Source organism: Candidatus Lernaella stagnicola (assembly GCA_030765525.1).
Lineage (GTDB): Bacteria > Lernaellota > Lernaellaia > Lernaellales > Lernaellaceae > Lernaella > Lernaella stagnicola.
Genome location: JAVCCK010000007.1, coordinates 38,763 through 63,305, shown reverse-complemented (window position 1 = coordinate 63,305; position 24,543 = coordinate 38,763). Strand labels below are relative to the sequence as shown.

Sequence of the window (24,543 nt, the reverse complement as noted above, 5' to 3'; positions counted from 1 at the left end):
TCCACTACCTATTGGGAAAGGCATAAGCGATGAGTTTGGTGCACCACTTCGTCAAGACGACTCCGGCCCGTATGGAAAAAATTAAAACGAAAATACCGGAAACGGTCGTCGGGCATTACCTGTTCGGAGGCATGATCAAGCGCGATTTTGAATTCATCATGATCCTCATTCCGCTTTGGTTCAATTGGATATGGAACTACGTCTTTTTCACCGAGAAAGGTATTGTCGTATGTTCGCGCAGTTTGTGGCGGGGATTGCGGCCACCGGTGTTCATCGAGTACGACCAGATGCCCGAACTCATCCTGGAGAAAAAACGCACGACGTATCACTTGTGGTTGACGAACCATGAGAACGTACGCACCGACCTCAAAATGGACGGGGGCATCATGTCGCCGAACCCGGTCGGCAAATTGATCGCCGAGAACATTCCCTTGATTCAACAATATGCGCCGAATTTGAAACTGACCGTCATAGAATAGACTGCCGCGTCACTCGGCAGAGCCGACTAAATCTTCCAGCAGTGCCCGATCGACGCCGCGAGCGGCAAGGTGTTCCCACAGCAGGCGCAAGCCTTTGACGCGCAGCAAGTGGAAGACGCCGCCCACGTGCACCCAACGATCGTGCAGGGCGTCGTCAACGATTTCGTGAAGGCGGGCCGCCATACGCTCGTCCCGCACCTGCATGAGCGCGAGGCGCTCGACGGAGAATCCCAGTTGGGTCGGCGGCACCGGTTCATCGGCGAGAAGGCGGCGCGCCCGACGGTAAAAGGACGCCACGGTGCGAGACAACGAGTAATCCGGCCGCTTGAGCAGGCGCGCAATGTTCGCCTCGGTCAGCAACTCATCTTCGACATCCTGCAGCAACAGCCGGGAGATCTCACTGTCGTCAACGAGTTCAACACGGCAACCGTTTTCCGCCGCATATTGTTGCGCGGCGCGAAGTTCAAAGGGTTGACGCAACGTTTCGCGTATGGCGGCGATTTCGCCGTGGTCACGCCGCTCGGCCGGTACGAAGCTTTCCAACTGTGCGACCAAGCGCGGGCCGTTTTCTTCCCGAAACGCCATCGCGTAGGGGCTGACCTCCAGGGTGACGATCGCCGGCCGGTAGCGGCGCAGCACGGTCAACAAACGTTCTTCGCCGACGGGATCGCGGTGCACCACGCCGATCATCACAGGCAAAGAATTGCTCAAGTTTGTCCCCATTGGCGGAGTATTTCGCCGCTGGACGTGTTGACACCAAAAAACGCTCCACCTAGCATACCCCTGCCTCGCTTTTTACAAAACCTAGGAGGACAGCGATGCCATCGAAACGATTGGTGTTCAGCGCCGAATCGGTGACCTGTGGCCAACCCAACAAGCTTTGCGATCTAATCGTAGATACAATTCTTGATGGAGTATTACGCAAAGACCGCTTCGCGCGGGCGGATCTACAAGCCGTGGCTGCGCCCGGTCTTGTGTTGGTCTCCGGCGAACTGACGACCAACACATACATCGACATCACGGGCACCGTACGCCAAGTGTTGACCGATGCCGGATACGATAATCCGGAAATCGCGTTCAATGCCCGCTCCATCGCCGTTCTGAACCTTCTGCAAGAGCAATCCGAAGAAGTCGGCCTGGCCGTGGATAAACGCGGCGCAAGCGATCAAGGCATTGCCATCGGTTACGCCACCAACGAGGCGGCCCGTTTGGGCTTCGACACGAATTTGTCGCCGGTGCCGATTTGGACCGCGCACCAACTCGCCCGCAAGCTCAATGAAGTGCTGGTCGAGAAGAAAATCCCGGGCCTGTTTAGCGACGGCCAAGTGCAAGTTACGTTCATGTACGAAGACAATCTGCCGGTGCGTTTGCTCAACGCCACGGTCAGCACGTGGCACAGCAAGTCTGTCGATCACAAGGCCATTTCGACTGCAGTCAAACAGAAGGTGCTTCGCCCGGTGATCCGCAAATTGGGCGGCATCGATACGAAAAAGGCCGTATTGCACGTCAATCACACGGGCCCATTTACCAGTGGCGGACCGACTGCCAACGTGGGCATGAGTGGCCGCACGACGGTGATGGACCTCTACGGCACGGCCGTACCCACCGGCGGCAAGTCGCTTTCGGGCAAAGATCCGACGAAAACAGACCGCGCCGCCACCTACATGGCGCGGCATGTGGCCAAGTGCGTCGTGGCCGCCGGCCTTGCCGCTCGCTGCGAAGTACGGCTGGCCTATTTATTTGGGCGCGAACGTCCGGTCAGCCTCCAGGTCAATACCTTCGCGACCGGCGTTTGCGGCACCGATCGCGACCTCGCCGACACGATTCGCAAGGTGTTTGATCTTTCTACTCCCGGCATCGTCGAGCACCTCGATTTGCGAAGGGTTCGCTACGCCCCCATTTGTTGCTTTGGCCATATCGGTCGCCCCGGTGTTCCCTGGGAAGACACGGCTTCGGCCGAGCCGTTGGCCGCCGCTTGTGCACCGAAGAAGAAAGGGAAGAAGAAATGAGCGAGCAACGCAAAATCGGCTTCGCCACCAAGGCAATACACGGCCGCAAGCACACCGACAAGCACGATCCGAACGACCATAACCCCTACCGCACCGTTTCGACGCCGATCTTCATGACCTCCACTTTCGCCTTCGATTCGGTCGAACACGGCGCGGCTATTTTCAACGGGGAGTCGCCGGACTACACCTACACCCGCATCGGCAACCCCACGACCGCCGCCCTCGAAAGCGAGGTCGCATACCTCGAAGACGCCGAAGCTGGTGTCTCATTCGCTTCAGGAATGGCGGCGATCAGTCACCTGACTTTCTACTTGGTCAAGCCGGGCGAGAAATTCCTATACGCCAAAACCCTTTATGGCGGCACGCACAGGTTCTTCGGCTATGCCTGCGATGTTCATTTCAAAATGAAACCTGTAGCCGTGGATGCGACGAACCTCGATGAGATCCGCGCCGCAATCGACAAAAACACGAAAATGCTTTTCATCGAAACACCGTCGAATCCAACTCTCGCCGTTGTCGACATCGCCGCGTGTGCTGAGATCGCCCACCAGCACGGCGTGCCTTTGGTCGTCGACAACACATTTCTAACGCCGTATTTCCAGTTACCGATTCATCACGGTGCTGACTTCGTCGTGCATAGTCTCACCAAGTACCTCACCGGACACGGTGATACCGTCGGCGGCCTCGTCGTGGGGCGCGCGGAACGGCTGGCGGATCTCAAGCGAGAGATTTCCAATGATGTGGGCGGCTGTTTCAGCCCCTTCAACGCGTGGCTCGTATTGCGCGGCATTCGCACCCTTCCCGTGCGCATGGAGCGGCATAATGCCAACGCCATGGAGGTCGCCCAGTTTCTGGCTTTCCATCCGAAAGTCGAAGAGGTCTTTTACCCCGGCCTGCGCAGCAATCCCTACTATGAATTGGCCAAGCGACAGCAGCGGGCGCCCGGCGGCATGCTCGCCTTTACGGTCAAAGGAGGCCGTCGCGCGGCCGGAACACTTTCGAATTCTGTAACGCTTTGGACACGCGCCGTCAGCCTGGGCGACGTGGATTCGCTGATTTCCAATCCGGCGACCACAACCCACAGCACGTATTCCGACGATGAATTGCGCGCCGGTGGCATCGATCCCGGGTTGATTCGCCTCTCGGTTGGCTTGGAAGACGTGGACGACCTGATCGAGGACCTGCGCGACGCACTGAAAAAAATCTAGCCAACCAACGAAAAAAACACGAGGCCGCCCGCGAAAGGCGGCCTTATCTTTGTCAAAAGGAGGGCACCATGCCGGAAATGCCCGAAGTCGAAACCCTCGTGCGGTCGCTGCGCTCGCGACTGGTCGGTCGGCGAATTCGTCGTGTCGATGTATACGACGAGAAGCTCGACGCCCTAGACCCGCAACCGCTGCGCGGTCGCACGATTCACGCGGCATTTCGCTCGGGAAAAGAGATCGTGCTGGATCTCTCGACCCCGCGGCGCCCGCTGTGGCTTTGCGTGCACCTGCGGATGACCGGCAAATTGTTGTACACCGATGGCGCCGTTGCGCTTCCCGAAAAACACTTGCGCGCCAGCTTTTACCTCGATGCGGGTGAACTGCGATTCTACGATTCGCGGCGTTTCGGCCGAATTCGTCTCGCGCACACGCAGGCCGATTTTGCCCCGCCCGGCGTCGAAATTCTCTCCGATGAGTTCACGTGGCAGCGGGTCCAGGAACTGATCGGCAACTCTCGGTCGCCCATCAAAGTGTGGCTGTTGCGCCAGGATCGTATCGTGGGATTCGGCAACATCTATGCCGCCGAGGTATGTTTCGCCGCGCGCCTTGATCCACGACGGCCGGCGGCTTCGCTAAGCGTGTCGGAGATCAAAGCTCTGCATCGCGTCACGCGCCGCATCTTCACCGATGCCATCGCATGCGGCGGCACGACGATCTCTGATTTCATGGACTGCGAAGGTCGTTGCGGCGAGTACCGGCACAGGTTGAACGTGTACGGGCGCGAAGGCGAACGATGTCGGCGTCGGGGCTGCGTGGGCGAAATCAAGCGAATCGCGCAAGCGGGCCGCAGCACGTTTTTCTGCCCGACCTGCCAGCGCTAACGGAGCTTCGTCAGCTTCCCTCGATCCAAATGATTACCGGTACTCGAGCTTGTTGGTCGCCAGCAGATCGTCGAGGACGGCCTTGGCGCGGTCGGCGCTGGGCCCGACCGGGTTGGTGAAGATCGCCTTGAGCGCGGTGTGGTAACTCTTGTCTCGCGCCGCTTCGATCGTCAGCACTTCATAGTATTTCGCGCGCATGATCAGCGCGAGCATCGACTCATCCACTTCCCAAGTGCGCCGCGGTTCGGCGCCGTCTTTGGTGATCGTGCATATGGTTTCGACCACGTACTGATCCGGGATGCCGGGGATCGCGCCCTGGTTACGCACGTTCACCGCGTGTTGCAGGCCCAGATCGTTGACGATCGCGTCCATCACCTCGATGGCGATTTTCGAGTAGTACGCGCCGCCGCGTTCGTTGAGTTCCTCGGGCTTGGTTACCTGGTTGGGGTCGCGGTACTTCGCCAGAAGCTTTTCCTCGATTTCTTCCACTTCCTGCGCCCGGGTTTTCGGCTTGCTCTTCAGATGTTCGAGCACGCGTTCGGTATTGTAGTAGAAGCGGTCGTAGTAGAGCGGCACGGCGCCGAGTGCGCGAATCAATTCGGGCTCAAAATCCATGTCGGGGATGTTTTTCGGCCCTTCTTCGCTCGACAAGAAGTCAAGCAGCGAAGCGGTGATATCCTCGCCGCGAACGGTGATCTTGCGCACCCACCCCAGGTGATTGAGGCCGACCACATCCATATCGACTTCGCTTTCGGGTACGCCCAAGTGCTTGGCGACCGTCATTTTCATCTCGATGGGCACGTTACACAGCCCGATGCATTTCTCGCGCCCGGCATAATTGACGATCGCCTCGGTAACCAATCCCGAGGGGTTGGTAAAGTTGATCAGCCACGCGTCGGGACAAACGCGGTCCATTTCTTCGCAAATGTCAAAAATGATCGGCAAGGTTCGCAGCGCCTTGGCCATGCCGCCGATGCCGGTGGTCTCCTGGCCGATCAGGTTATGCCGCAGGCCAAGCAGGATGTCCTGGTGCCGCGCCGCCTGTTTGCCGACCCGGAATTGCGTGCTGACGAAGCTCGCGCCCTCGAGGGCCGCGGTGCGGTTTTTGGTCAGCGTGACGCGAAACGGATTGCCGGCGTGCGCGACCATGCGTTGCGCGAAACCGCCGACGACCTCGAGGCGCTCGTCGTCGATATCCATCAGCGCCAATTCGCTTAGGCCAAGCGCCGCGCTTTTCTCGATGAAACCCTCAATCAACTCGGGAGTGTAGGTGCTGCCGCCGCCGATTACCGCGATCTTCATTGCGTTTCTCCTTGGGCGTTATCTGGTCATCGGCGGCAACTATAATGAGCTTTGGCGGAGGCGACAACCCACCGTCTGGACGATGAACGGGCGTCATTCTAAGATATTTCCCATCATTATCGAGGTTGCAACGATGTCGATGACGCTTGCGGAGATCGCCGCTGTTTTCGAACAGGCCGCCATGTTGCTGGAACTAAGCGGCGCTAATCCTTTCAAAATTCGGGCTTACGCGAACGCGGCCCGTCTGCTGCCAAGCATCGAGGAAGCGGTGGAATCGTTTCTCGAAAAGGCGCAAGCCGGCGAAATCAAGGGCGTGGGAAAGGGGCTGACTCAGGACATCGTCGAACTCCTGGAAACCGGTCGCCTACAATTCGTCGAGGAACTGCGCGCCGGATTTCCCGAAACCATTTTCGATCTGTTCAACGTTCCCGGCCTGGGGCCCAAGAAAGTTAAGGTTCTCTACAGAGAGTTGGGTATCGAAAGCCTCGGTGCCCTGGAGCAGGCGTGCCGTGAACAACACCTCGCACGACTGCCGGGCTTCGGTAAAAAGTCGCAGGAGAAAATCCTCGCCGGCGTGATCCGCATGCGCGACTACCACGGCCGTTTTCATGTTTCCACCGCACGCCGTGTCGCCGACGAGTTGTCCGCCTTCCTCCAGACGACCGGTTTGGCTGACCGGCTCGAAGTCGCCGGTTCACTACGCCGTTACAAGGAGACTGTCAAAGACGTGGACCTGCTTGCCGCGTCGCCAGAGCCCGAACGCTTGATGCGCGCGTTTGTCGAATACGCCGACGTTCTGGAGGTTACCGCACACGGGCCGACGAAGTCGTCGATCGTGCTGAAAAGCGCGGGGATCTCGATCGACCTGCGAGTCGTCACGTCCGCGCAATTTCCCGTCGCGTGGGTGCATTTTACGGGCTCGAAGGAACACAACACTCTGCTGCGCGGCTTGGCCAAAAAGCGCGGCTGGAAACTTTCCGAATACGGCCTCTTCGACGGTGAAACCCCCTTCCCCATCGAAGACGAAGCGGGCGTTTACGCAAAATTCGACCTGCCCTTCGTGCCGCCGGAACTGCGAGAGGGCTTCGACGAGCTCGATCTGGCCGCCGCCGGGCAACTGCCGGAATTGCTGCCCTTCGGCGCTACACGGGGCGTCGTGCACGCCCACAGCAGGTATTCCGACGGTCTGCTGACTTTGGCAGCGCTTGCCGCGGCGGTCCGGGAACGCGGGTTCGCGTATTTGGGGATCACCGACCACTCGCAAACCGCAGCCTATGCCGGCGGCTTGCGGCCCGACGACATCAAGCGACAGCATGAGGAGATCGATCGGCTGAATGCGGAACTGGCGCCCTTCCGCATCTTCAAGGGAATCGAAAGCGACATTCTCCCGGATGGTTCGTTGGATTACGACGAGAAGACGCTCGCCTCGTTCGATTTCGTCATTGCGTCCGTGCACGGCAGCTTCACCATGGATGCAGAAACGATGACCCGTCGCATCATCTCGGCCATCGAGAATCCGCATACGACCATTGTCGGGCACTTGACCGGGCGCTTGCTGCTGACCCGCGATGCCTACGCGGTGGACGTCAACGCGGTTCTGGAAGCGGCGGCGAGACACAATGTGGCCGTCGAACTCAACGCGAATCCGCATCGTTTGGACTTGGATTGGCGGCACCACCGGCGTGCCCGCGAGCTCGGAGTCAAGGTGCCGATCTGCCCGGACGCTCACCGCGCCGAAGGCATCAACGACGTTCACTACGGGGAAGGTATCGCCCGCAAAGGAGGGCTGAGCGCCCTCGACGTTCCCACCTGCCTGCCGGTCGATGAGTTCGGCGCGTGGCTAAGCCGGAGGAAAACATGAACAAGGATTTAAAGAAGAAATCACAAACGATTTATCGCGAGCTAAAGAAGCTGCATCACGACGCGCACATCGAGCTTGTCTTTGCCGATCCGGTGGAGCTTTTAATCGCCACGATTCTCTCGGCGCAATGCACCGACGTGCGGGTCAACGCGGTGACCGCCAACCTGTTCAAAAAGTACCGCAAGCCCGCCGATTACCTCGCGGTCCCGGTCGAGGAACTGGAGAAAGACATCCGCCCGACGGGCTTTTTCCGCAACAAAACCAAGTCGATTCGCGGCGCGATGCAGGTAATGATCCAAGACCACGGCGGCAAGCTGCCGCAAACCCTCGACGACTTGGTCAAGCTGCCGGGCGTGGGGCGCAAAACGGCGAACGTGGTTTTGGGCAACGTCTTCGACACACCCGGCGTGGTGGTCGACACCCACGTCTCACGCATCGCGCGACGCCTCGGCCTGACAACAAACAAGGACCCGGTGAAAATCGAATTCGACCTGATGGAACTGTTTCCGCGCCGGGACTGGACGATGCTCAGTCACGTGCTGATTTTCCACGGACGCCGCATCTGCAAGGCGCGCAAACCGGCCTGCGACCAGTGCCCCGTCACAAACTCGTGCGACTACTTCACGACGGGCGCCTAGAAGGACGTAACGCCGGGTGCAATTGTTGACAACCGTTCGCCGGTATGCTAAACGGACTCCCTCTTGCGTGGCGTATCTGTGCGCCTGTAGCTCAGTGGATAGAGCAACGGACTACGAATCCGTGTGTCGCAGGTTCAAATCCTGCCAGGCGCGCCACACGACACGGCCCGCGGGTTTATTGCCCGCGGGCTTTTTTCATTTCTCGCCCCATTGAAAGTGCGTGCCGTCCTCCGAGTCATCCTCGCTTTCGGCGCGCTCAAAGGAAGATACAAATACTTGGACAGGGGCGCATCCGTCATTTCCCGCGTTGACAGAGATGGATCGTGTCTGTCCCGAGAGCTTGCCGCGTGGCTTTCGCGTCACCCAGGCAGCCAACAGGATCAAACGCCTCAACTTCCAAACCAGCCCCCGCGATTCGGTCCGCGAAGTCGCCGCCGTACCACCGCACATGGTCGGGATGACCGAAGGCCTCATTGCGCGCCGCAGCGCCGGACGCCGCGGCTACGGGGTCTTCGAAAGTAGGTCGGCCGAGCCGTTGGGGTACGATCAACAAAGCCCAACCGCCGGGTCGGAGCATACGCCTGATTTCCCGCAACGCTTGTGCGTCGTCTTCGATGTGTTCCAAAACGTGCGAGGCGATTAGGCCGTCAACCGATTTATCGGGCATGGCAAGGGCGGTGAGATCAAGCACCTGATCCGCACCACCTGGTTCCTTATCAGCCGTCGCGTACCCGGCGCCCACGACGGCGTGAATCGCGTTTGCCAAACACTGGCGCGGGGCGAAATGAACAACCACCATGCCGGACCTCAGCAGCTTGCGGGCCGTGAGAAAGGCCCAGATGAACCGGTGGCGTTCGAGCGCACCGCATCGCGGGCATTTGGCGTTGGGCCTCGGTGGATTGCCGAACGGGAAAAAAGCGGGCGCGTTATGCCCGCATAGCGGGCAGTGGCAATCGGTCATGTCAGAGAATCCTTCCGTTGTTTGACGATCTCTTCATCGCGGAAGCGATCCGGACTCCGCTACATCGCGTCCGTGGTCTTTCGGATTCGGATCGGGTCGTCCAACATGGCGGGAACGCACCGCTCAATTTCCGGCACGACGCGTGACTGCTTCATTCCTCGCCCCATTGAAAGTGCATGCCGTCGGATTGCCGCCAGCGGCCACCCCACGTGAAGCCCATATCCTCCGCGATTTGAACGATTTCCGGATGCATCACCGGCTCCTGACCGAAGGGATTCCATGACGCATCCAGGTCGACGGCCATACCGTAGGCGTGGGTGGAAAGCTGGGTGCCGCGGCGAGTGTTGCGAAACACGTAACTGCCGTCCACCGTGCGCAGGTGGCGAAGCAGGTCGCACGCCAGCAGACGGGCAAAAAGCTCGTAGTAAACCGCCACGCACAGGCGGTGGATGACCAAGCCGTATCCGACCTCGCCGGTGCGCGGATCGCGGCGCGTCGCCAACCAATCCAGCCGCCGGCCGTCGGCGAGCGGATAGTACAGATGCCCCAATCCGTGCACTTCCATTTGCGAGGCGGCATAAAGATTCGGCGGCAATCCCCAATGCTCGCGCTTCTCGTTGATGGCGTCGGCCGTCAACCGACGCGGCCAGCGCAGCGGACTCAAATCGCAAAACGCCAAATGGGCGCTTTCCCAAGACGCGCGGCCGGTCGGTTCGCCGTAAACCGCACGCCATTGGGCGCGACCTTGCGGCGGGGGGAAGTACCAGCCCGTTTGTAGCGACGACGGCGTCTCGCGGGCTTGCCATTCATCCAGCAATTGTAACGCCGCCAGCGTATACGGCCCGACAATGCCGTCCACGCCGCCGGGAACCTGGCGCTCTTCCTGAAAGCGCCGCACGACGGCCTCGGTTCGCATGCCGAACCAACCGTCCACTCCGCCCTGCCCCAGGTCGTAGCCCATGGCCAGCAAAACCCCTTGTATGGAGCGCACATCCTCGCCGTGCATGATGGGATCACTCAATTGCAGCAGTCTCATAGCTTCCCCGTTTCCGATGTTTCTCTTCCTATCATCGCGAGAGACGGAGAACCTACGGGACACGCGGCTCTGATATTCGGCACCCGGGGAAGAAGGCTAAGGCGAGCTTTGATTTTCCTCGGTCATCAACTCACTCAAGCGCTTGTCCAGAAACGCCGCAAACGTTTGATGCCCTTCCGGAGTGAGGTGGGTAGTGTCAAGGAAAAGCGCCGGATCGTTCAAGACAGCCAAGGGATCGACGAACAAAACGTTTTCCTGCGCGGCCGTTTCACGCATCGCCGCGGTCGTCGTGTCGTGAGCGTGGCGCGTTCCGCTGTCAATTTCCGGCATCAGTATGAGCGTGGCGCCGCCGGCTCGCGTCGCCTCGGCCATGCCGGCGAGAATTTCGCGCGGCGTGGGCGGAATGCGAAAGGATTCGACGTCCGCCACGTCCGCAAGAAGATCCGCCTCTCTACGTGCCTGCAACACGCGATCCCGCCACCAGAGAAACGCCTGGCTGCGGTCGAGCGCCTGATACAGGGCCAGACCTATACGATTCGCCGTTCCATGACTCACGGCGCTCTCAAGTTCCCCGAGCGAGTCGTCGCCGCGCGCGCGCATCGCCGCCACGATCTGTTGGGCGCGAGGATAGAAACTCTTCGTCGAAGCCCCGAAGCTCTCGTTGCCGCCGTAATAGAGCACGACGACTTTCGGCTTCAGGCGCATTAGCACCTCACGCAAATAAATGCTCAATTGATAGGCGACGTGGCCCCCACAGCCGGCGTTGATTACATCCCATTCGGGGTGTTGCTGCTGCAATACGCCGGGAAAGGCGTCTTGTATGTCTTCTAAACCCGCGCCATAGGTGCTCGAACTCCCAAGGCAAATAACGCGTGGGCGTGGGGAATCGGTAGGATATTGCGTCCCTTTATTTTTTATAAACTTCGCGCGATCGTGTTGTCCGTAAATATTGGTTAGTTCAAACAGCATCCAGGTGGGTTCGTCACGCTCGTATCGCGGTATGTCCGGCCCCGCAACACGGGCGACGATCTCCGCCCCGGCGAAAAACAAGTGGAGGATTACCACGATAAACAGAACAAAACGCGGCAAGCGTTTGCGTCGCGGTTTCCTCTCGCGGTTTGCCGAAGCGCCACCGGTCGTGGCTTGCGTATCGATTTCCTCGCCCATCTCGAAGGCTATACCCGTTGGTTGTTTACCGCGTGTTGCGGGCCGGCGGCGGCCGACGAAATCATTGTCCGCGTTGGGCCGGCGCAGTTCAACCCCATGCCGACTTCAGGATGGCGGCGCGGGCTTCTCGGGGTGCAGGCAGCCCTCGTGGCATTCGGCATCGCATTGCCCGTCGCATGGTTCGATGTGCACCGTGACAGAGGAGCGCATCAGGCGGCTGCGGATTGCCTCTTCGAGGCCGTCGGCGAGAGAGTGAGCTTCTTCTACGCTCATCGACGCGTCGACCTGCACGTGAAACTCGACGAAGCGATAAGGACCCGCCCGGCGGGTTTTGAGCTTGTGATAACCACGCACGGCCTGTGAATACGAAGTGATAATCTCGCGCACGGCGGCGACTTCCGCTTCGGGCAAACTGGCGTCGATCAAATCCCTCACGGCCTGCTTCGTCAAACGATAGGCCGCGTGGATGATAATCAGCGCCATGCCGATCGCGACGACCGGATCGATCCACACCAGATTCCACGCCGGATTGAGCCACCGACCCAGCCAAATCACGCCCAAGCCCACCATCACGCCGGCCGAGGTTAGCGCGTCGGTGCTCAGGTGCCATGCGTCGGCCTGCAACGCCAGCGACTCGGTTTCTTTGCCCACTTTCATCAGCAGCGAGGAGACGATTACGTTCGTAATGGTCGCCACGAGCATCACGCCCACGCCCCATGCGACCTGCCCGAGTTCGTGGGGGTGCAATAACTTCTGGACGGCCTCGACAATGATCCAAATCGCCGCGAGAAAAATCAGCAGCGCTTCGACCGCGCCCGATAGACTCTCGAATTTTCCGTGGCCGAAAGCATGGTCGTGATCGGGCGGTTTATCGGCGTTGGATACGGCGAACCACGCCATAAGCGCCGCGACCAGGTCGGTCGTAGAGTGTATCGCTTCGGAGATCATGGAGACCGAACCGATGGCCAATCCGGCGACCAGTTTGCCGATGACCAGCAGGGTATTCGAGAAGACCGAAAGCATCGCCACGCGGCGCTTACGACGTCCCATTTGATCGACCGAATGCGGTGTTTTGCTACCCATTGGCGTATTGTACAAAAAATGCGACAGGTTTCAATACCGATCCCTTATTGAGACCAGATGGCCCGTAAATATGTGTCCTCGTCGCATGATACGACCAAATCAGCCGGAACCGACAGAAAATTAGCCGCCAATTTCTCGAATTCGTGGCCAAAATTGTGTCGCAGACGTCCAACATCTTGACGTTTTCGCCTGTTTGTGGCACTAAATGTTGTCATTTTTTTTGCGATAAGAGGAGCCACTTTTGGCAGCGAAACGAAACGGGGGCGGAAACGCCACCTATAACGAGGAGCACGTCCGATCGTTAGATTGGCGCGAGCACATCCGCACGCGGCCGGGGATGTACATCGGCAAATTGGGCGACGGAACCCAATACGACGACGGCATCTACGTACTGCTTAAGGAGATTCTCGACAACAGCGTCGATGAATTTCTCATGGGCGTGGGCCGCAAGATCGAAATCGTCGTGGACGACGACGGGGTGATGGTTCGTGATTTCGGGCGCGGCATTCCGCTGGGTAAATTGGTGGAGTGCGTGGCGCAAATCAACACCGGCGCCAAGTACGACGAGGGAGCATTTTACCGTTCGGTCGGTCTCAATGGCGTGGGGGCGAAGGCGGTCAACGCCCTGTCGGAATTTTTCCGAGTGGAATCCTACCGCGACGGCGAGATGAGATTCGCCGAGTTCTCGCGGGGCGAGTTGAAAAAGGAGAGCAAGCCCAAAGGCTCCAAGCAGCGCAACGGGACACTCGTTCATTTTCGTCCGGACCCCGACGTTTTCCCGAGCTTTGTCTTCCAGTCGGAATTTATCCGCGAACGCCTGTGGATGTACGCCTACTTGAATCGCGGGCTCAAGATCCACTTCAACGGCGAAGTCATATCCAGCGAGAACGGCTTGGGAGACCTACTGCATCGCGAAGTGGCCGACGAAGGCCTCTACCCGAAGATTCACGTGGTGGGCGACGACATCGAATTCGCCCTGACCCATGTCAACCAGTATGGCGAGTCGTATTTGTCTTTCGTCAACGGCCAATACACACACGACGGCGGCACGCACCAGGCAGCCTTCCGCGAGGGTCTCTTGCGAGCTTTCCGGGAGTATTTCAAGAAGGACTTCGACGCGCAGGACGCCCGTGGCGGCATTGTGGGCGCGGTGTTGGTTCGTTTGCACGAGCCGGTTTTCGAATCGCAAACCAAAACGAAACTGGGCAGTGCGACGGTGACGCCCGATGGTCCCTCGGTCCGGTCCTGGGTCGTGGATTTCGTACGCGAGAACCTCGTGCGCCACCTGCATAAGCACCCCGATATCGCCGAGGCTATCCAGAAGAAGATTCTGCGCAACGAACGTGAGCGGAAGGATCTGGCGGGCATTAAGAAGCTGGCCAAGGAACGCGAGAAAAAGGCGAACATCCATAACAAGAAGCTGCGCGATTGCAAGGTTCACTACACGGATCTGAACGAAGAATTCCGCTTTTTCACCCAGCTTTTCATCACCGAGGGCGACAGCGCCTCGGGCAGTATGAACAAAGCGCGTAATCCGGAATACCAAGCGGTTTTTGCGCTGAAGGGGAAGCCGCTCAACACCTTCGGGCATTCGCGGAAAGTTGTGTACCAAAACGAAGAACTGAACTTGTTGCAGCACGCACTGGGCGTCGATGGCGATCTTGACGGCCTTCGCTTCAATCAAGTGATCGTCGCGACGGACGCCGATGTGGACGGGATGCATATTCGGCTACTACTGCTCACGTTCTTTTTGCAGTTCTATCCCGACCTGGTCAAAAAAGGCCATCTATACATTCTGCAAACGCCGCTGTTCCGAGTGCGCAACAAGAAGGAAACCCAATACTGCTACTCGGAAACGGAAAAACAAGAATCGGTCGCCGCGTTGGGCCGCGCGACGGAAATCACGCGGTTCAAGGGACTGGGTGAAATTTCGCCCAACGAGTTCGGCCAGTTTATCGGCGCCAACATGCGCCTGGAGCGTGTGGATTGGCCGCACACTAAGCCGTTGAGCGAGGTGTTGCGCTACTACATGGGTAAGAACACTCCGGAGCGACGTGAAGACATCATCGCACACCTCATTTTCGAACCGATCGATCGCGTCGGCGACAAGGCGGAGAAGTAAGGGCCATGGCGAAGCGTAAACGCGGTACCAAGAAGAAAAACGCCCAAGAGGAATTGCCGCTGGCATCCGGCGCCAAGGCGAAGAACCTGACGCTGGAACACACCTACCGCGACTATTTCCTGCAATATGCTTCTTATGTAATCACCGACCGAGCGATCCCCGACGTCGCCGACGGCTTCAAGCCCGTGCAACGCCGGCTGATGTACGCCATGTGGCGGATGGACGATGGTCGCTACAACAAGGTGGCGAACATCATCGGACATACGATGCAGTTCCATCCCCACGGTGATGCGTCGATCGGCGCGGCGCTGGTCGGCATGGGGCAGCACAACCTGCTGATCGACACGCAGGGAAACTGGGGCGACCCTGTCACGGGCGACTCCGCCGCGGCGGCGCGCTATATCGAGGCGCGGCTGACAAAGTTCGCTAAGGACGTATTGTTCGCGCCGCATCTCACGGAATACAAGAAGTCCTACGACGGACGCAACAAAGAGCCGATCAGCCTCCCCGCGCGTTTTCCGGTCCTGCTGGTCACCGGCGCCGAAGGTATCGCGGTTGGCCTTTCCACGCGCCTGCTGCCGCACAATTTCATCGAAGTGCTCGAAGCACTCAAAGCCTACTTGCGCAAAGAGCCTTTCGAATTGCTGCCCGATTTTCCGACCGGCGGCTCGGCGGACGTGTCCAACTACCAAGACGGCCGGCCGGGAAGCCGCGTGAAGGTGCGGGCAAAGATCGAAATCGGTAAGGGCAAAACGGTCGTCATCAAAGAGATTCCGTACGGGACTACGACCACATCGCTGATCGATTCGATTTTGGCCGCCGCCGACAAGGGGAAAATCAAACTGGCCAAGGTGGAAGACAACACGGCGGCGGAGGTCGACATCCAGGCGACTTTCCAGCGTGGCGTCGACCTGGACCAGGCCATCGACCAGCTTTACGCCTTCACCGATTGCGAAGTCAGCCACAGCCCGAACGGCATGGTAATCGTCAACGGGCGACCGGAGTCGATGGGCGCCATGGAGATAATCGCTCACGCGGCCGAACAGACGCGGGAATTGCTCCGGAGCGACCTACAGTACCAATTGGATCAATTGGAGACGAAATGGCACCACAAGAGCCTGGTGCAGATATTCGTCGAAAACCGGATTTATTTGCGCATCGAGAAGGCCGAAACGTGGGAAGCGGTGCTCGATAATATTCGAACGGGCCTGGAACCCTTCAAGAAGGTACTCCGGCGGGAAGTCAATGAAGATGACCTCGTAATGCTCACCGAGGTGAAGATGCGCCGCATCAGCGCCTGGGACGCCGAACGGGCGCGCGACGAACTGCTGGCCATCGACAAGGACATCAAGAAGGTCAAACGTCACCTGCGAAGCATCACGCAGTACACGATCGACTGGTTCGATTACCTGCAGGAAACCTACGGCGAGGGCCGCGAACGCAAGACGGTGATCGAGGATTTCGACACGATCAAGGCGGTCGAGGTCGTGGCGCGCACCGAGAAGCTGTACGTCGATCGCGAAGGCGGCTTCATCGGCACGGGGCTAAAAAACGCCGAGGACCTGGGCGCGTGTTCCAGCTTGGATGACGTGCTGGTGATGCTGCAAAACGGCACGATGCAGGTTGTGAAGGTCGGCGACAAAGTCTTCGTAGGCGAAAACATTATCCACGTTCAGTTATTTACGCTCGAGGACCGCGAGGCGGTGTTCAACCTGATTTATGAAGATATCCTCAGCGGAAAAGCCTGGGTGAAGCGTTTCACAGTCGGCGGCGTAACGCGGGAACGCCCTTACAATATTGCGGGCAATGCGAAAAAGCCGAAGGTCTTGTTCTGCGTGCCGGGCGACCGGATTCTCGTCTACGTGAAGTTGCGTAAAAAACCGCGCATCCGGACCGATCACTACTACGATCTATCGGAAGTGTTGGTCAAAGGACGCGGCGCGGGCGGCAATATTATCAGCAAGCACAAAATCTCCAGCGTGCGGGAAATTTCGGCGCAGGTTTTTGAGAATCGCACAAACGGCGACAACGGCAATAACGGCGAATGAGTTGTGGACGTGCCCCGCGGCCTAGTGCTACGCTGCGGTTATGAGGCGCGCGCTTTGGCTGGTTTTCATAGTGTTGTTGCTCGGTGCTCCCGTTTCCGCCGAAGATGACACGCTTACATCGACTCCCCCGAAAACCGATTTCTTCCAATTCACCTATAGCAACGAAGTGTGGCGCGACCCGGCTCTCGACCCCCTGGCGAATTCGCTGATCGCGCCCGGCCCGACGCGTTACTCCAACTTTTACGGGCGATGGGTTTCCGGCGATCACCGCATCGATTTCGGCGGCGGCTTGACCGGTTTCACTGATCGTTACGCCTACGGCGAAATGATGGACGGCAGCGCGTTTACGGGGTCGATCGCCTACCGGTACCACGGCCTGTTCGGTGGAGTTATCCGCCCCGTGGCGCGTTTTACAGCCGGGGCCGGACAAGACTACCGACAAGTCGGCGGGCCCGGCTTCGTCGGCTACGGTAGCTCGGGAACCGCCTTCTTCGCGTCGGAAGCGGGCTTGGAAATTGTATACAAGGGAATCGGCATCGGCGTAACCGAAGCCTATGTCGTCACGCAACGCTACGACTTTTTCGACCCCGCCGCCGATGTCACCGGACCGGCAGTTTTCAATCCGACTCCCGACTGGGGCAATTGGTCCGAGTGGCTGACGAATTTCTACCTCATCGTGGAGTAAGCGCTCGGCAAACGGCCCGAAAAGACGCTTTTTCGGTTTATCATTGTACAAGGTCCCCACAGCTTGGTATAATTACCTCCGCCGTGGGTCGGCGCGTGGGGGCTTAAGGAGACTGGCCATGACAGCCAAGTATCTCGCCCACGTATTCCTTTTCTTGTTTCTCCTCGTATTTATGTCTGTGATTGGTGGCTGCGATTGCGGTGACAACGAAAGTTGTGACTGCCCCGACTGTCCTGATTTTTCACTCGATGACGACATCACCCTCGATGACGACACCACCACCGACGACGACACCACCACCGACGATGACACCACCACCGACGACGACACCACCACCGACGATGACACCACCACCGACGACGACACCACCGCTGACGACGACACCACCACGGACGATGACACCACCACCGACGACGACACCACGACCGACGATGACGACGACGATTTGACCGTCAACCACGACTATATCGACGGTGGGAACTTCTCGGGTGCTGCGGTGGCCATGACCGCCGCCGGTGAGGAGTATGTCATCAGCAGTCGGGCGCGCCAGTTGCAGGTGTACAGTCGCACCCCATCCGGGTGGGACTATACCGTCGCGGCGGTGGGCATCTTCGGCAATCCCATGGCGGCTTTGGGTCCGGATGGATCACTGCATATTTCCATGCACGCCTGGGAGAGCGAGCGCTTGCTGTATCTTAGTGACGGTGCCGGACGTTGGGCGACCGAGGTCGTGGACGAAGACGGTATTTGCGGCCATTACAGCGCGATTGCGGTCGACGAGGACGGCACGGTGCACATTGTGTACAACGTGGAAGACTCTCTGGGCGCATCCATTGCCGTGCGTTACGCGCGACAAACGATAACCGGTTGGGACGTCGAGGACGTCACGACCGGCACGGACGTCGGCCCTTTTCCGGCCTTGGCGCTGGATCCCGACGGGTTGCCGTATCTTTCCTACAACCGCGGCGGTGAGGTTGAACTATCCCGCAAGAACGGCGGCAGTTGGGAAGCTCTCACCCTTCCCGACAGCAAATCGCGCGGCCGGGCCTCGGGATTGGCTTTTGACTCCACCGACGCGCTGCACGTGATTTATCACAATGACGCGGCGCCGGACGGGTTGAACTACGCATACGGATCCTTCGACGCGCTGACCTACGAAACGATCCCCGGCGCGTCGGGCGTCGGCGACACAATGGCCATGACGGTGGACCTTGATGACGTCGTGCACTTCGTGTTTTTCAGCAGTTCCACCGGCAGCGTATACGGCAACAACGCGGCCAAGGCGTGGCAGCTATCAAACCTCGGCTCAAGTCAGGCGGTGTATATCACCGCGCACTCGGTCGACGACATCGCCGTATCCATCGGCGGTCTGGGCCTGTACCGGAAAAATGGCTCGACTTGGGATACGCCGGCGTTTTTCGGGCACAGTTTCACCACCGGCGATACCGCGGCGGCGGCGCATCCGATCAGCGGCGAGATACACGTAGCCTATATCGAATCGAATACGGCGACGTTGCGTTACGCGATTGAAACCGGCGGCGGTTGGGCCTCGCAAGTGATCGATCCCGATATCGGATCGGAAGTGGAAAATATTGCGATCGCCGTCGACGCGGGCGACGTGGCGCATGTGACGTACTACGACGCAGCCACCGCGCGCCTGCGCTACGGCAACAACGGCGGCGGCGTCTGGTCCGTCAACAACATCACCGAGACGCCCGGTGCGGGTAAGCACAGCGCGCTGACCCTTGATGCCGGTGGCACGGCGCACGTCTCGTATTACGACGACGACGCGGGCGACTTGTACTACGCGAGGCCGGAGGGCGGAGTTTGGCAGACGCATCAAGTGGCTGACGGAGGTGTCGCGGGCTGCTGGTCGGATATCGCGGTGCGCGGCGAAGAGGTTTGGATCGTCTTTGTCGACCTGACCGCCGGAGCGATCCGCATGGCTGTCGGTGAGGCCGATACCTGGGATTTCGAAACCGTCGATTCCGACGGCGGCGATTTCGTCACACTTGCCTTCGACGATGGCGGCGTCCCGCACGTCGCTTACTACTACAACGCGACGGTGCGACACGCTCAGAAAAACGGCGCCACGTGGGAAGTGGAAACGGTCGATGACATGGCCGCGGCATCCGAAGTGGCCATCGCCCCTCGTGGCGACACGGGCCTCGTGGTGCTTTACCAGGGCATCGACGAAGACCTCATGTTGGCCTCGCGCGCCCGGCGGGCCTGGCAACCGCAAACCGTCGATTGGTTGGGCTCGGCCGGCGCTCACATATCTATGGCCTCGGCGCCCGGCAGCAACCACCTCGCGGCCACCTACGTCGCGCAAGCGGCGCTGTGGTTCATCCTAATCGACTGAGACCGATTTCTTCGAAAATCGAGCCTCGCTTATTGCGGGGCTTTTTCTTTTTCCGCTACGATGTCTGCAATCCGCGAAAGGAGTGAAATGTGGCGGGGCCCTGGAGCGAAACCATCTTGCCGGCAGCGCACTTTGCGCAAGCGTTGTCGCACCTGCCCGCACCGGAAGCCTACCTCGGCTTTTTTCTCGCGGCGCCGCTTTTCGTGGTGGTGCTGGTCATCTACTTGGCGGTTGTTGTCGCGGCCGTATTGGTGGCCCTCGCGGCGATGGCGGTCGGCGTCGAGGCTTCGCATATTTTGCTGGCCCTCGTGGCGGGGATTGCCGCGGCCACGGCCGTCGAACTCTACCGCCGCGGTTGGTGGCCCGGCAATTGGATTGATCTTCATCAACTCGGCGACACCGCACGGTCCAGACGTCGGTTCGGGGCCAAGGCTGTCAACGCGGCCCGACTGCTGGCGCTGGGCGAAAGAATGCCGCAGGGCTGGGCGTGGCAACCGCCGCGCGCCACACTCTCACCGGCGCAACTGGCGCGCGCCGCGCGACGGATCAGGAAATGTTTTCCGGGCGAAATTGTCGTTCGGTCCTCCTTCGCGGCCGAAGACAACGCGGAAGCCAGCCACGCCGGTCTCTTCCGCTCGATAACCCATGTCGATTCTGCCGACGAAAGCGCCGTGGCCGCGGCGCTGACCGAAGTACTTGCTTCGGCGCAAACACCGGCGCTGGAAGAGTACGCGGCGGGCGATGATTCGTTGGCCATACTCGTGCAAAGCCAGGTGACGCATCAACTAGCCGGCTTCGCTTTTAGCGTGGACATTCTTCACGGGAGGCGCGAATGCCGGTTGGTCGAAGTCGTCGAAGGTGGCCGGGCGACGTATCTGTCCGACCGCATCGACGGCTCGGTACATAAACTTTTGGGCGAGGAGGACACGCTTCCGCCGGCGTTGCACACTCAAGTCACGGCGGCCGTCGATCGCATTGCGGCACGATTCCGGCAAGCGATGGAGATCGAATGGGGCTGGGACGGTGAACGCCTCTGGCTCTACCAAGCGCGCCCGGCCACTTCTGTGCCGCCGTTACAAACCTACTTCGTCGCGCCCGGCCTCACACCGACGGTGCCGCTAACCCCGCTGTCGCGGTCGGTTCTGAATCTCGATGAGTTGTTGAACGGCGCTTCGGCTATCAAGGACGGCAGACGCGAGTTTCACGGACTTGATTATTTTGCGTGGCGCGACCCGTGGCAACGCGATCACCAAATCTGGCGGCTTTTGCCGGGATTCGGCAGGCCCTTCAGGGGTCGGTCGGGAAACTTCGCAACGTTACGCCGTCGTCTACGCACGGCCGTTCTCGCGCAACAAGCCGCACGATGGCGTGCCGACGCGTGGGCGGCGCTTGCCGAGCGAATCACGCAGCGAAAAGTCCGCGCCGACCTCCTGGATGAAACCTATCCGCTCGGAAACCGCCATCCGCTTCTCGTGACGGCACGGGAAATTCAACGTCTCATCGCGTCAAACGAAACGGAGTTGCTGCGGGTCGAATTCGGTTGGCTGCCGCGGGAGGAAATGGAACTGCGCGCGCCGCGCGCGGCGGACGAGCCCGATATCTGGCATGAATTCGCCGCGATCGCGGACGTTGCGCCCGAGGCCGAGTCGACTCATTCTTGGCCGAACCTTCGGCGTGAAGCGACGCTGCCTTGGCGCAATGCCTTAGCGCGTTGGTGCGGTCGCCGTCGAAGGGCGGAGCGAATCCGCGTCGAGTCTTTGCATCTGGATATCCTGCGCATCAACCACGCGTTGGCGGCGCGCGCCCGCGCTCGCGCTGTCGAGTTGAAATTGCCGGAAGACGAGGCCTTTTTTCTCACCGCTGACGACCTGGAGACCGGCGACGTGCCGGCACCTGAGCAACTCGCGGCGCGTCGGCGGGAATATGAAGAGGCTTGTCGCGCGGAGCACCCGCCGGTTTTGCATTTTCGTGACGGCGAAAGGACCACCTGGCCTTCCCCGATCGACGACCCGGCGGCCATTCGCGGCGTCGGTGTCGGATCCGGGACGGTAACCGGTACGCTTATTGTCGATTGGGAGGACGCCGGGGACGACGGTATCTTATTCGTTCCCGATACCAACCCGCTTTACATCGGCCGCTTGCGCCCCGGCCGGCCGGTGGTTGCCCCGCGCGGCGGTCTGCTGACCCACTTCGCCGTGATCGCCCGCGAGATCGGAGCGCCGTTGTTTGTGGCGCAGGTGGCGAATCTACAACCCGGTCAACGAGTGCGAATCGATTTTGAACGCGGGGAGCTTCATCTTGTTTGACCTCGGTCCCCTGATGGTCATCCTTTTCGTCGTTTGCCTGGCGGCCGCGCGATGGACCGAGCGTTTCGTACCGCGTCGTGTGATCCGAGCCAGTCTGTTGCTCGCGACCGCGTCGTTGACGGCGGCGATAGTCGTGGAATTGATATACCGCGCGACACCAGGGTTTCAGCACGTTTGGTCCATCCCCCTCACCTTTCTTTTCTACGCCGCGTTTTTCGTCCTGTACTATTCATTACACCGCACGCCGCGGCCATCCTTCGTGGCAACTTCGGGCTGGTGGTTGCTCTTCCTGCTGATCGTGCTGGCCCCGACGCCACGCGACTACGACCAAAACATCTGGTTGCTGGACCTATTGAATAAGGCAACACCCACCGGCTTGATCGGCCGGTTGCCGTGGAACGCCGCCGAAGCCGTCACGCGCGCATTTGCGCTGGTAAATCTTCACGTGGCGCGATTTTTCCTGCCACTGGCGGGCGCCGTCGCCACCGGATTGGCCTACCTGGCGTTTATCGTGTTGCTGGCGATCTTCGGACACAGGCGCGTACCCAAAGCGACGGCGCTTGCCCCGCCGCGTATTGCGCCGCCAATGGCTGTCGCGATCGGATTGGCGGCCTTTCTCGTACCTCGTTACGACGGCCCGTGGGTCGTGAATTACTACCTGACGTTAGTCACCGGAATCGGCATGGGAATGTTTTTCGCGTATGGCCTGGCGACCTTGTGGCGGGCCGGCAGCACGGTTCTTTGGGCACTGGCGGGAGCGGCTTTCGTAACCGGCCACGGCGTGGAGGCCGTCGCCGTTTGGGGGTGGCTACAAAACCTGGTGGGGGTTATCCCGCCACCGCAATCGCCCGATTTCGCGCCCCCGGAATCATTCGCTCGATTCGGTCGCCGCGTTTTATCGCGTCGCGGTCTGTTGCTTTCGGGGCTGCTCGCCATGCTTCTGGCCTTTGCCTTGAGCATCACGGGAGAGTCCACGCCACCGCAACGAGCGCACCCTACGAAACAAACAAACGAATCCCAGGAAACCATGGTTCGTATTTCCCTTGCGGAAGGTTTCGTATGGATGGATCGATTCGAGTTCCCGAATCGCGAGGGCGAGACGCCCTTGGTCGGCGTACTACCCCATGAAGCGGCCGCCGACTGTGCGATGAACGGCAAGCGGCTATGCACGCAACCTGAGATCGCTGCAGCGTGCGGTCAACAAGGGCGGCGTTTCCTCTTTGCCAACAACCCGGGCGAGTCCAAGCGCACCTTAAACGGCCGCTGCAACGTGCTGCCGCTAAACGACGCGCCGCGCGGCGTGTTGCCGAGTGGCGCGATGCCCTGCGCCAGTGAAAACGACGTGTATGACCTAACCGGTAACTTGTGGGAGTGGGTGGGCCCCGTCGCGAAACCGTGGGCATATGCAACCGGTGCTTGCTATTTGAACAATGACTTCCACACGACGCAATGCGGCTTCACGCTCAAATTGCACGTCGAACAGATCGAGAAACTCGATCGGCAGGTATTCGGTTTTCGTTGTTGTCGCGACGGTGTTGATTAGGGCATCGGCGAAAACTCGTAGGTGACGGTCTTCGTGCGCGTCAACCCTTCCAAGCCGTCAAAGCGCAGGCAAATATGCGGCGCTTCCATCGTGAACCACATGTAGAGTTTGGTGGGCAGCCAGCCGATCACGCCCTTGGGCTTGAGTTCCAGTTTGTACGCCTTGAAAGTGCCAAGCGGCGTGGTGATGGTCTCGATGCCACGGTGAACGATATCGCCGTTGACCTCCGAGTCTCCGGTAATCACCTTCCCCGACAACCGGTATCCCGGCGCTTCTTTGAACGGGAAGCCGCGCAGCAACAGGTAAAGGGCGTCGCCGGGCAGCGTTTTGTCGGTGATTTGGAATTCCTTTTTCTCGGACTTGCCGGTCGCGCGATCCTTAAACGAATAGCGGACGACACGGGCGTTCCAGTCGTAATCGAGATGCCAGTCCATCTGCTCGGCGCCGCGGGAAGTCTTTTTCCAATACAACGTGCGCAGCCCCGTCGCGGTCTCGGCCATTTTGGCTTCTTCATCCCATTCAATGCGGCCGGCGCCCTGCGTGTCGTTATCGCCTTTCATCGTAAACAGAAGATGGCTACCGCCGTTTTCGGTGTGCCGCTCATACACCCAATGCATGTTGTAGAGGGTCTTCTCGCCGTCGAGCGTTTGCACCTTGTAGAGCCCGACCTCTCGGTCAGCGACGACCGACGGTGCGAGCTGGGCCCAAGCCACGGCGGATGAAAGCAGGACGAGACAAAGCGATAGCGTCAACAGGCTGCCGAACTTCATGCCAAACCCCTTCGCTGTGCAATGATCGGGAAGTGGCGTCATCTTAGCAAAGCTTCGATATCGCGCAATGTGGATTGACCCGTCT

General features: G+C 59.7%; 19 protein-coding genes and 1 tRNA gene. 13 read left to right on the top strand and 7 right to left on the bottom strand.

Annotated elements, in window-relative coordinates:
• Window positions 1-29 precede the first annotated feature (29 nt).
• Window positions 30-479 carry a hypothetical protein gene (locus P9L99_02860; protein ID MDP8222274.1) on the top strand — a complete coding sequence of 150 codons (450 nt, stop codon included), beginning with the start codon at window positions 30-32 and terminating at the stop codon, window positions 477-479.
• 9 nt (window positions 480-488) lie between these two features.
• Here the strand turns inward: P9L99_02860 and P9L99_02855 are convergent, their stop codons facing one another.
• A complete protein-coding gene (locus P9L99_02855; GenBank protein ID MDP8222273.1) occupies window positions 489-1,190 on the bottom strand; it encodes a hypothetical protein in 702 nt (233 codons plus the stop codon).
• 107 nt (window positions 1,191-1,297) lie between these two features.
• Here P9L99_02855 and metK point away from each other — a divergent pair, with 107 nt between their 5' ends.
• The 3 genes from metK to mutM all read left to right on the top strand — a co-directional run bounded on the left by metK (window position 1,298) and on the right by mutM (window position 4,574).
• Complete coding sequence (metK, locus tag P9L99_02850; GenBank protein MDP8222272.1) at window positions 1,298-2,488, top strand: methionine adenosyltransferase; 1,191 nt, start codon at window positions 1,298-1,300, stop codon at window positions 2,486-2,488.
• Window positions 2,485-3,696: an aminotransferase class I/II-fold pyridoxal phosphate-dependent enzyme gene (locus P9L99_02845; protein ID MDP8222271.1), complete on the top strand. Its 1,212-nt coding sequence runs from the start codon at window positions 2,485-2,487 to the stop codon at window positions 3,694-3,696. The genes metK and P9L99_02845 overlap by 4 nt, the downstream gene beginning before the upstream one ends.
• Before the next feature lie 68 nt (window positions 3,697-3,764).
• The gene (gene mutM / locus P9L99_02840) at window positions 3,765-4,574 is read left to right on the top strand and encodes a bifunctional DNA-formamidopyrimidine glycosylase/DNA-(apurinic or apyrimidinic site) lyase (GenBank protein MDP8222270.1); all 810 of its coding nucleotides are present in this window, start codon (window positions 3,765-3,767) and stop codon (window positions 4,572-4,574) included.
• 33 nt (window positions 4,575-4,607) lie between these two features.
• On the opposite strand, the gene P9L99_02835 is transcribed toward mutM, so the two are convergent.
• Entirely contained in the window at window positions 4,608-5,876 is a 1,269-nt protein-coding gene (locus P9L99_02835; protein MDP8222269.1) for a 6-phospho-beta-glucosidase, read from the bottom strand.
• 133 nt (window positions 5,877-6,009) lie between these two features.
• Here P9L99_02835 and polX point away from each other — a divergent pair, with 133 nt between their 5' ends.
• The 3 genes from polX to P9L99_02820 all read left to right on the top strand — a co-directional run bounded on the left by polX (window position 6,010) and on the right by P9L99_02820 (window position 8,531).
• Window positions 6,010-7,737 carry a DNA polymerase/3'-5' exonuclease PolX gene (polX, locus tag P9L99_02830; protein ID MDP8222268.1) on the top strand — a complete coding sequence of 576 codons (1,728 nt, stop codon included), beginning with the start codon at window positions 6,010-6,012 and terminating at the stop codon, window positions 7,735-7,737.
• On the top strand, window positions 7,734-8,375 hold the full coding sequence (gene nth / locus P9L99_02825; GenBank protein ID MDP8222267.1) for an endonuclease III: 642 nt from the start codon (window positions 7,734-7,736) through the stop codon (window positions 8,373-8,375). Before polX ends, nth begins: the two co-directional genes overlap by 4 nt.
• Before the next feature lie 80 nt (window positions 8,376-8,455).
• A tRNA-Arg gene (locus tag P9L99_02820) sits at window positions 8,456-8,531 on the top strand.
• A 139-nt stretch (window positions 8,532-8,670) separates the two neighbouring features.
• On the opposite strand, the gene P9L99_02815 is transcribed toward P9L99_02820, so the two are convergent.
• From P9L99_02815 to P9L99_02800, 4 genes are all read right to left on the bottom strand, one after another.
• Window positions 8,671-9,174 carry a class I SAM-dependent methyltransferase gene (locus P9L99_02815; GenBank protein ID MDP8222266.1) on the bottom strand — a complete coding sequence of 168 codons (504 nt, stop codon included), beginning with the start codon at window positions 9,172-9,174 and terminating at the stop codon, window positions 8,671-8,673.
• A 313-nt stretch (window positions 9,175-9,487) separates the two neighbouring features.
• On the bottom strand, window positions 9,488-10,372 hold the full coding sequence (locus tag P9L99_02810; GenBank protein MDP8222265.1) for a M15 family metallopeptidase: 885 nt from the start codon (window positions 10,370-10,372) through the stop codon (window positions 9,488-9,490).
• Window positions 10,373-10,468: 96 nt separating this feature from the next.
• Window positions 10,469-11,341 carry an SGNH/GDSL hydrolase family protein gene (locus P9L99_02805; protein ID MDP8222264.1) on the bottom strand — a complete coding sequence of 291 codons (873 nt, stop codon included), beginning with the start codon at window positions 11,339-11,341 and terminating at the stop codon, window positions 10,469-10,471.
• A gap of 303 nt (window positions 11,342-11,644) precedes the next feature.
• Window positions 11,645-12,622, bottom strand: a complete 978-nt coding sequence (locus P9L99_02800; GenBank protein MDP8222263.1) for a cation diffusion facilitator family transporter — start codon at window positions 12,620-12,622, stop codon at window positions 11,645-11,647.
• 241 nt (window positions 12,623-12,863) lie between these two features.
• On the opposite strand from P9L99_02800, the gene P9L99_02795 reads away from it, so the two are divergent.
• The 6 genes from P9L99_02795 to P9L99_02770 all read left to right on the top strand — a co-directional run bounded on the left by P9L99_02795 (window position 12,864) and on the right by P9L99_02770 (window position 23,688).
• The gene (locus P9L99_02795) at window positions 12,864-14,744 is read left to right on the top strand and encodes a toprim domain-containing protein (GenBank protein ID MDP8222262.1); all 1,881 of its coding nucleotides are present in this window, start codon (window positions 12,864-12,866) and stop codon (window positions 14,742-14,744) included.
• A 5-nt stretch (window positions 14,745-14,749) separates the two neighbouring features.
• Window positions 14,750-16,792 (top strand): DNA gyrase/topoisomerase IV subunit A, encoded by a 2,043-nt coding sequence (locus P9L99_02790; protein ID MDP8222261.1) that lies wholly within the window; start codon window positions 14,750-14,752, stop codon window positions 16,790-16,792.
• A 40-nt stretch (window positions 16,793-16,832) separates the two neighbouring features.
• Window positions 16,833-17,477, top strand: coding sequence for a hypothetical protein (locus P9L99_02785; protein MDP8222260.1), 645 nt, complete (start codon window positions 16,833-16,835; stop codon window positions 17,475-17,477).
• Window positions 17,478-17,595: 118 nt separating this feature from the next.
• The gene (locus P9L99_02780) at window positions 17,596-19,839 is read left to right on the top strand and encodes a hypothetical protein (protein ID MDP8222259.1); all 2,244 of its coding nucleotides are present in this window, start codon (window positions 17,596-17,598) and stop codon (window positions 19,837-19,839) included.
• Between the two features lie 89 nt (window positions 19,840-19,928).
• Window positions 19,929-22,145 (top strand): PEP/pyruvate-binding domain-containing protein, encoded by a 2,217-nt coding sequence (locus tag P9L99_02775; protein MDP8222258.1) that lies wholly within the window; start codon window positions 19,929-19,931, stop codon window positions 22,143-22,145.
• Entirely contained in the window at window positions 22,138-23,688 is a 1,551-nt protein-coding gene (locus P9L99_02770) for an SUMF1/EgtB/PvdO family nonheme iron enzyme (GenBank protein MDP8222257.1), read from the top strand. Before P9L99_02775 ends, P9L99_02770 begins: the two co-directional genes overlap by 8 nt.
• On the opposite strand, the gene P9L99_02765 is transcribed toward P9L99_02770, so the two are convergent.
• On the bottom strand, window positions 23,685-24,458 hold the full coding sequence (locus P9L99_02765; GenBank protein ID MDP8222256.1) for a hypothetical protein: 774 nt from the start codon (window positions 24,456-24,458) through the stop codon (window positions 23,685-23,687). The two genes, P9L99_02770 and P9L99_02765, sit on opposite strands and share 4 nt — an antisense overlap.
• Window positions 24,459-24,543 lie beyond the last annotated feature (85 nt).